This window comes from Pyxidicoccus fallax (genome assembly GCF_012933655.1).
GTDB classification, from domain to species: Bacteria; Myxococcota; Myxococcia; order Myxococcales; family Myxococcaceae; genus Myxococcus; species Myxococcus fallax.
The window spans coordinates 1-5,858 of the sequence record NZ_JABBJJ010000524.1 but is presented as its reverse complement, the minus strand read 5'-3'; the positions used below and the strand labels follow the sequence as shown (position 1 = coordinate 5,858).

Annotated in this window: 9 protein-coding genes; 7 read left to right on the top strand and 2 right to left on the bottom strand. The window is 72.0% G+C overall.

Annotated elements, in window-relative coordinates:
* The 3 genes from HG543_RS50680 to HG543_RS50670 form a co-directional block, all read left to right on the top strand.
* Positions 1 to 356, top strand: a 356-nt coding sequence (locus HG543_RS50680) for a helix-turn-helix transcriptional regulator (protein WP_169352180.1), incomplete at its 5' end; no start/stop codon positions are given.
* Positions 357 to 460: 104 nt separating this feature from the next.
* Entirely contained in the window at positions 461 to 958 is a 498-nt protein-coding gene (locus HG543_RS50675; protein ID WP_169352179.1) for an Mpo1 family 2-hydroxy fatty acid dioxygenase, read from the top strand.
* Between the two features lie 11 nt (positions 959 to 969).
* Positions 970 to 1,479, top strand: coding sequence for an Mpo1-like protein (locus HG543_RS50670; RefSeq protein ID WP_169352178.1), 510 nt, complete (start codon positions 970 to 972; stop codon positions 1,477 to 1,479).
* Between the two features lie 24 nt (positions 1,480 to 1,503).
* Here the strand turns inward: HG543_RS50670 and HG543_RS50665 are convergent, their stop codons facing one another.
* Positions 1,504 to 2,829 carry an adenylate/guanylate cyclase domain-containing protein gene (locus HG543_RS50665; protein WP_169352177.1) on the bottom strand — a complete coding sequence of 442 codons (1,326 nt, stop codon included), beginning with the start codon at positions 2,827 to 2,829 and terminating at the stop codon, positions 1,504 to 1,506.
* Positions 2,830 to 2,876: 47 nt separating this feature from the next.
* A complete protein-coding gene (locus HG543_RS50660) occupies positions 2,877 to 3,872 on the bottom strand; it encodes an asparaginase (RefSeq protein ID WP_169352176.1) in 996 nt (331 codons plus the stop codon).
* A gap of 147 nt (positions 3,873 to 4,019) precedes the next feature.
* Here HG543_RS50660 and HG543_RS50655 point away from each other — a divergent pair, with 147 nt between their 5' ends.
* From HG543_RS50655 to HG543_RS50640, 4 genes are all read left to right on the top strand, one after another.
* Positions 4,020 to 4,229 carry a hypothetical protein gene (locus HG543_RS50655; RefSeq protein WP_169352175.1) on the top strand — a complete coding sequence of 70 codons (210 nt, stop codon included), beginning with the start codon at positions 4,020 to 4,022 and terminating at the stop codon, positions 4,227 to 4,229.
* Between the two features lie 93 nt (positions 4,230 to 4,322).
* A complete protein-coding gene (locus HG543_RS50650) occupies positions 4,323 to 5,057 on the top strand; it encodes a 16S rRNA (uracil(1498)-N(3))-methyltransferase (RefSeq protein WP_169352181.1) in 735 nt (244 codons plus the stop codon).
* Positions 5,058 to 5,170: 113 nt separating this feature from the next.
* A complete protein-coding gene (locus tag HG543_RS50645) occupies positions 5,171 to 5,437 on the top strand; it encodes a GlsB/YeaQ/YmgE family stress response membrane protein (protein WP_169352174.1) in 267 nt (88 codons plus the stop codon).
* A gap of 168 nt (positions 5,438 to 5,605) precedes the next feature.
* A complete protein-coding gene (locus HG543_RS50640; RefSeq protein WP_169352173.1) occupies positions 5,606 to 5,854 on the top strand; it encodes a hypothetical protein in 249 nt (82 codons plus the stop codon).
* Positions 5,855 to 5,858 lie beyond the last annotated feature (4 nt).

The window sequence follows — 5,858 nt, the reverse complement described above, 5'->3', positions numbered from 1 at the left end:
GGGCGCCCACCCCCGCCGCCGGTCCGCCCGTGGCCGGGTTCGTCCAGCGCGTGCGCGACGCCATCCGCGCCTCGCTGCGCGAGGGGCCGCCGCAGGTGGGGGAAGTCGCCCAGCAGCTCCACGTCAGCCTCCGCACCCTCCAGCGCCGCCTCGCCGAGCACGGCACCGCCTTCCAGGACGAGGTCGACGCGGTGCGCCGTGAGCTGGCCTTCCAGTACCTCAAGGACCCGCACCTGGGCGTCAGCGAGGTGGCCTTCCTCCTGGGCTACTCGGAGCTGAGCACCTTCGACCGCGCCTTCAAGCGGTGGACGGGTTTGACGCCCCGCGTCTGGCGCGAGGGGCTCGAAGGGGACTGAAGCGCGGCTGGCGCTGGATGCCAGGAGATTGGCGCGTCCGGCCAGAGCGGGGGCGGCTTCACCTGGCTTATCGTGCCCCACATCCGCCTTCCCCCGGAGGACCCATGCTCAAGCCCCACGTGGCCGCCCTGTTCGACGAGTACTACTCCTCGCACCAGCACCCCACCAACCGCCTGACGCACAAAATCGCGATTCCGCTCATCGTCCTGCACATCGTCGCGATGCTGGACTGGGTGAAGCTGGCGGACGTGCCGGCGCTGCCGGGCGGCATCCTGACGCTGGGCATGGTGTCGATGGTGACGACCGCCATCTGGTACCTGCGCGCGGACCTGAAGCTGGGCACGGTGGTGATGCTGTTCATGGTGGCCTGCATCCCCCTGGGCCGGATGATTCCCACGTGGGGCGTGGTGGGCATCGCGCTGTTCGGCTGGCTGGTGCAGCTGGCGGGGCACACCGTCTGGGAGAAGAAGTCCCCGTCGTTCCTCACCAACCTGGTGCACGCGCTGGTGGGCCCGCTCTTCTTCGTGGCGGTGCTCTTCGGGGACTACGTCCTCAAGCCCCTGCCCCAGACGCAGGCCGGCGGTGCCCCGGTCCGCGCCTGAGCCCCGCGCCCATGAGCTTCGCCGACAAGCTGCGCGCCTGGATGCCCCTGCACGAGAACGGCGTCAGCCGCGCCGTGCACTTCGTGGGGGCCTACCTCTTCCTCTTCGCCCTGCTCGCACCGCTGGCCCGCGTGGCCCTGCCCGTGGGCGGCCTCACCGCGGCGCACGTGCTGGTGGCGGCGGTGGTGCTCTACGCGGTGACGCTGGAGTGGACGGCGGGGCTGTTGATGGCGCTGCCGCTGGTGCCCACGCTCCTCGCCGCGGAGTCCGTGGCGCGTCTGCCCGGCGGCACCGTGGCCGCCGTGGCGGTGGGCGTCATGGTGGTGCGCTTCGCGCTCGTCGTCGGCGCGCACGTCGTCTTCGAGAAGAAGACCCACGGCCTGTCGCTGGGCGGGCCAATGCTCTTCTTCATCGAGCCCGTGTACCTCCTCACGCTCGCCCTGTTCTCGCTGGGGCTGAAGCGCGAGCTGCACGCCCGCGTGATGGCGGGCGGCGCGCCCGTGGCCCGGCTGGCGCTGTGAGCTGAAGGCCCGAAGGTCCGGCCGCTACGTCCCGGTGGCGGCCCGGACCGCGGGCCGCTCCCCCGTGGCGAGCCGGCGCTCCAGCGTGTAGACGACCACCGCCCCGCGCCGGCCGCGCACGTGGGCCTCGCCCAGGCGCTCACCGGCGAAGCGCTCTCCGCCCTTGAGCCAGGTGCTCTCGCTCACCAGGATGTCCACGCCGAGCGTCTTGGTGAGCCCCTCCACGCGCGAGGCCAGGTTCACCGCGTCGCCGATGACGGTGTACTCGTGCTGCTCGGCGCCACCGAGCATGCCCGCCGCCACCACGCCGGTGTGCAGGCCGATGCCGATGCGCAGCCGGGGCTGGCCCTTCTGCTCGCGGTGCGCGTTGAGTTCCTCCAGCTTCGCGCGCATGTCCAGCGCCGCCCGCATGGCCAGCTCCGCGTGGTCCTCGCGGTGGTCCGGCACGCCCCAGCACGCCAGCATCCCGTCGCCGAGGAACTTGTTCACGATGCCGTCGCGCGCCATCACGATGTGCGTCATGTGCGCGAAGTAGTCGTCCAACAGCTCCAGCACCTCGCGCGGCTGGAGCGACTCGCTGAGCGCGGTGAAGTCGCGGATGTCGCTGAAGAGGATGGTCACCTCGCGCTGCACCGGCTGGAGCGGCTCGTCCCCCAGCTGCATCATCCGCTCCACCAGCTGCTTCGGCAGGAAGCGGGACAGGCCGTCACGGCGGCGCAGGTTGAGGAACATGCCGCCCACGTCCGCGTTGGTGAGGGCGATGAGGACGCCCAGGGCCACGTAGCAGGAGACGACGAAGCAGATGCGCGCCGGGGAGCCGTGCCCCGTCACGACCGCGAGCAGCGCGTACCCCGCGGAAGACAGCACCGTGGACAGGAGCACGTGCAGCCACGAGTAGCGGGCGACGGAGAAGGCCAGCACCATGCCCAGGCTGCCGGCCAGCATCCCGCCGTCGAACTGGCCCGTGCGCTGCCAGGTGTGCCACGCCATGTACGAGAAGAAGCTGGTGTCCGCCAGCGCCGTGGGCAGCGGGAACCACCGGGCCCGCTGCGGGTGCGGCGTCTGGTAGTGCAGCACCAGGAGGGCGGCGCAGGCGAAGAGCGCGTAGGCGGCGATGGCCACCTTGCGCGCCCCGTCCAGCACCGGCGCGTACGGCTCGGTGCCCCAGCGGGAGACGAGGAACTGGCTCAAGGCCAGCAGCACCAGCACCGCGAGGCGGATGACGGCCACGCGGCGCTCCCCCTTGAGGGAGCTGTCCGCCAGCACCATCTCCTCGTTGGCCCGCGCCAGCGTGAAGCGGGCCACCGTGGTGTCGCGTCCGTGGCGGTGGCCCTTGTCGCGGCGGCGCATGGTGACGAGGCTCTCCGGGTCCGTCGTTTCGTCCAGGGGTGAGGCGTTCAGTGGAAGCGCAGCGCGCCGGTGGCCCGCAGCTCGCCAATCGGCTCGCCCCGGGTGGTGCGAAGCACCGGCTCCGCATGCTGCCTCAACTCCGCCACCGGCAGCGAGAGCCCCCGCTGCTCGCCTACCTGCCGCAGCACGGCGAGCAGCGCGGGAGGCGAGCAGCGCCCGTCGCCGTCCTCCACCTTCAGTGCCAGTCCCAGCCCCACCTCGGGTATCGCCGCGCAGTAGACGCCCTCGGCGCCCACCTTGGCCACCACCGCGCCGCGCGCCGCCGCCATCAGGTCCGTGCAGGGGCGTCCCGTCCCCGCCACCAGCTCCGGGTGAGTCACCATGGCCTCGCGCAGCTGGCGCGCCGCCGGCTCCGGTGAGACGCCCAGCCGCGCGTACGCGGTGGCCATGGCGCGCAGGGACAGGCCGAAGCACACCGCCCTGCACCCGTCCACGCCCAGCTTGAGCGCGTCCCGGGACTGACCCGTCCAGCGCATCACCTCGTCGAGCACGCGCTCCTGCACGGGGTGGCCGGCGCGCTCGTAGCCTTGCGTGTCCCAGCCGTGGTGGCGGGCCAGCGCGAGCAGGCCCGCGTGCTTGCCCGAGCAGTTGCTCCAGCGCGGCGTGAGGATGACGCCCGCGCGCATCGCCTCATCCGCCACCGCCTGGGACAGCGGCGGGTGCGGGCCGCAGGCGAGCTGGTGCTCCTCGCAGCCACACGCGCGCAGCATGGACGCGGCCAGCGCCCGGTGCATGGGCTCGCTGGAGTGCGAGCCACACGCCAGCGCCAGCTCGCGCGCGCCGAAGCCGTAGTGCTCCGCCGCGCCGTCGCGCACCATCGGCATCGTCTGGAAGGGCTTGGCCGCGGAGCGCCAGTACGTCACGCGGTGCGGGTCACCCGCCTGCGCGACGAGTGTGCCCTCCGTGTCCACCACCGCGACGGACACGGTGTGGAAGGACTCGACCAGCCCCGAGCGGGTGGCCTCGATGGTGAGCGTGGACATGGCACGCCGCCATACCAGGACCGGCGCCGCTTTGCTCGCCCACAGGCCGCGTCCGGACCTGTCGCTCCCTCGCCTGCCCCACCCTGGCGTCGCTTCCCAACTCCTCCCAACTTGAGAGGGACACTCCCTCCACATGAGGAGCACGCGATGACGAACAAGATGGGAACCACGACTCCGGGCCGGGGCTACGGAGAGACGGTGAAGCGGCAGCAGGGCCAGGGTGACAGCAGCGGGCGGGGCGTCCCCGACCAGGCCCGGAGCTTCGCCGGAGACCGCGAGGACAACCTGACAGGCAGCAAGGAGGACGCGACGCTGCCTTTGGGCAAGAAGCCCGAGGAGGATGATGCGGGGAAGTGAGCCTGACGCTGGCGCGGGGCGGCGGCTTGCTGTTGAAGTCGCGCCCCCCGACGCGGGCCGACCGTGCCCGCCGTCCCGCCGGAGGAAGTCACCGTGGTCCGCCTCTTCGTCCCGCTGCCGGAGCCCGCCCCCGCCGAGGTGGAGCTGACCGGAGAACGCCGCCACTACCTGCTCCACGTGCTGCGCCTGGAGGAAGGCGACGCGCTGGAGGTCTTCGACGGAAAGGGCCGGGCCTACGAGGCCCGCGTGCGGTCCGTGGGCGAGGAGGTCGTGCACGTGTCGCTCGGCGCCGTGCGCGTGGCCCCGCCGCGCCGCGCGGTGAGCGTGCTGCAGGGACTGCCCAAGGGGGACAAGCTGGAGATGGTGCTGCAGAAGGGCACGGAGCTGGGCGCCGCCGCGTTCCACCCCGTGGCGACGGCGCGCAGCGTGGTGAAGCTGGAGCCGAAGCGCGCCGAGGAGCGCACCGCGCGGTGGACGAAGATTGTCGAGGAGGCCTCGCGCCAGTGCCGCCGCGACGACGTGCCGCACGTGGCGACACCGGCGCCGCTGCTGGAGGCGGCGCGCGCGCTGCCCGCGGGCACGGTGCTGCTGGTGCTGGACGAAGAGGAGTCCGCGGTGCCGCTGGGCGAGGCGTTCCGCGCGGCCGGCCCGGGCACGCCGGTGGCGCTGGTGGTGGGGCCCGAGGGCGGACTCGCACGCGAGGAGGTGGACGCGCTCGGAAGAATCGGCGCCCGCAACGTCACCCTGGGCCGGCGCATCCTCCGTACCGAGACGGCGGCGCTGGCGGCTCTCGCGGTGATGATGCACCTGGACGGAGAACTCGGATAGCGGTCGGGCAGGCAGGCGCCTGGCGTGGGCGGGTTCACACTGTCACGTGGTGATTCCTACGTTTCTCCCGTCCGGGACCTCATGAGGTCCCCCAACACAGGAGAGAGACACTCATGGGGATTCTCGCATTCATCGTCGTTGGCCTCATCGCGGGTCTCATTGCCCGCGCCATCCTGCCGGGTCGTCAGAGCATGGGTCTGCTGGCCACGACGCTGCTGGGAATGGTCGGCTCGCTCGTGGGCGGCCTCATCGGCTCGCTGTTCAGCCGTAACGGGCGGCTCTTCGACCTGCATCCCTCGGGCATCATCATGTCCGTGATTGGCGCCATCGTCGTTCTCTTGTTGGTCGGGGCCGCGGGACGCCGACGTGTCCATGCCTAGGGGTGAAGCCCCCCACATACGGAACGTCCCGAAGGGGACGTGACGGCTCAGCGGTTGACGAGCCCCTGACGGTTCCTCAAGCGAGGGACCTCGGGGGCTCGCACTTTTCTTGCCCCCCGCGCGTGGACGTCTTTTCATGGCACCCGCCGTCCAGCCGGGAGGAGTCCGTTGTCCAAGTGCTTGAAGTGCGGTGCCACGCTGCCGCCCGTGGGTGATTGCGCCGCTTGCGCCGTCACCGTCCAGAACGTGCCGGTTCCGAGCCTCCTCGACCGGGACATCCGGATCGACCGCCGCGCCGCGGAGCGCCCCGCCCAGCCCGCCTTCGTGGAAGCCGCCGCGAACGCGCCGCCGTCGGTGGCGCCGCTGGCCGCGCCGCTGCCGCCTCCCGCCCAGCGCCTGGCGCGTATAAACATCTGACGCT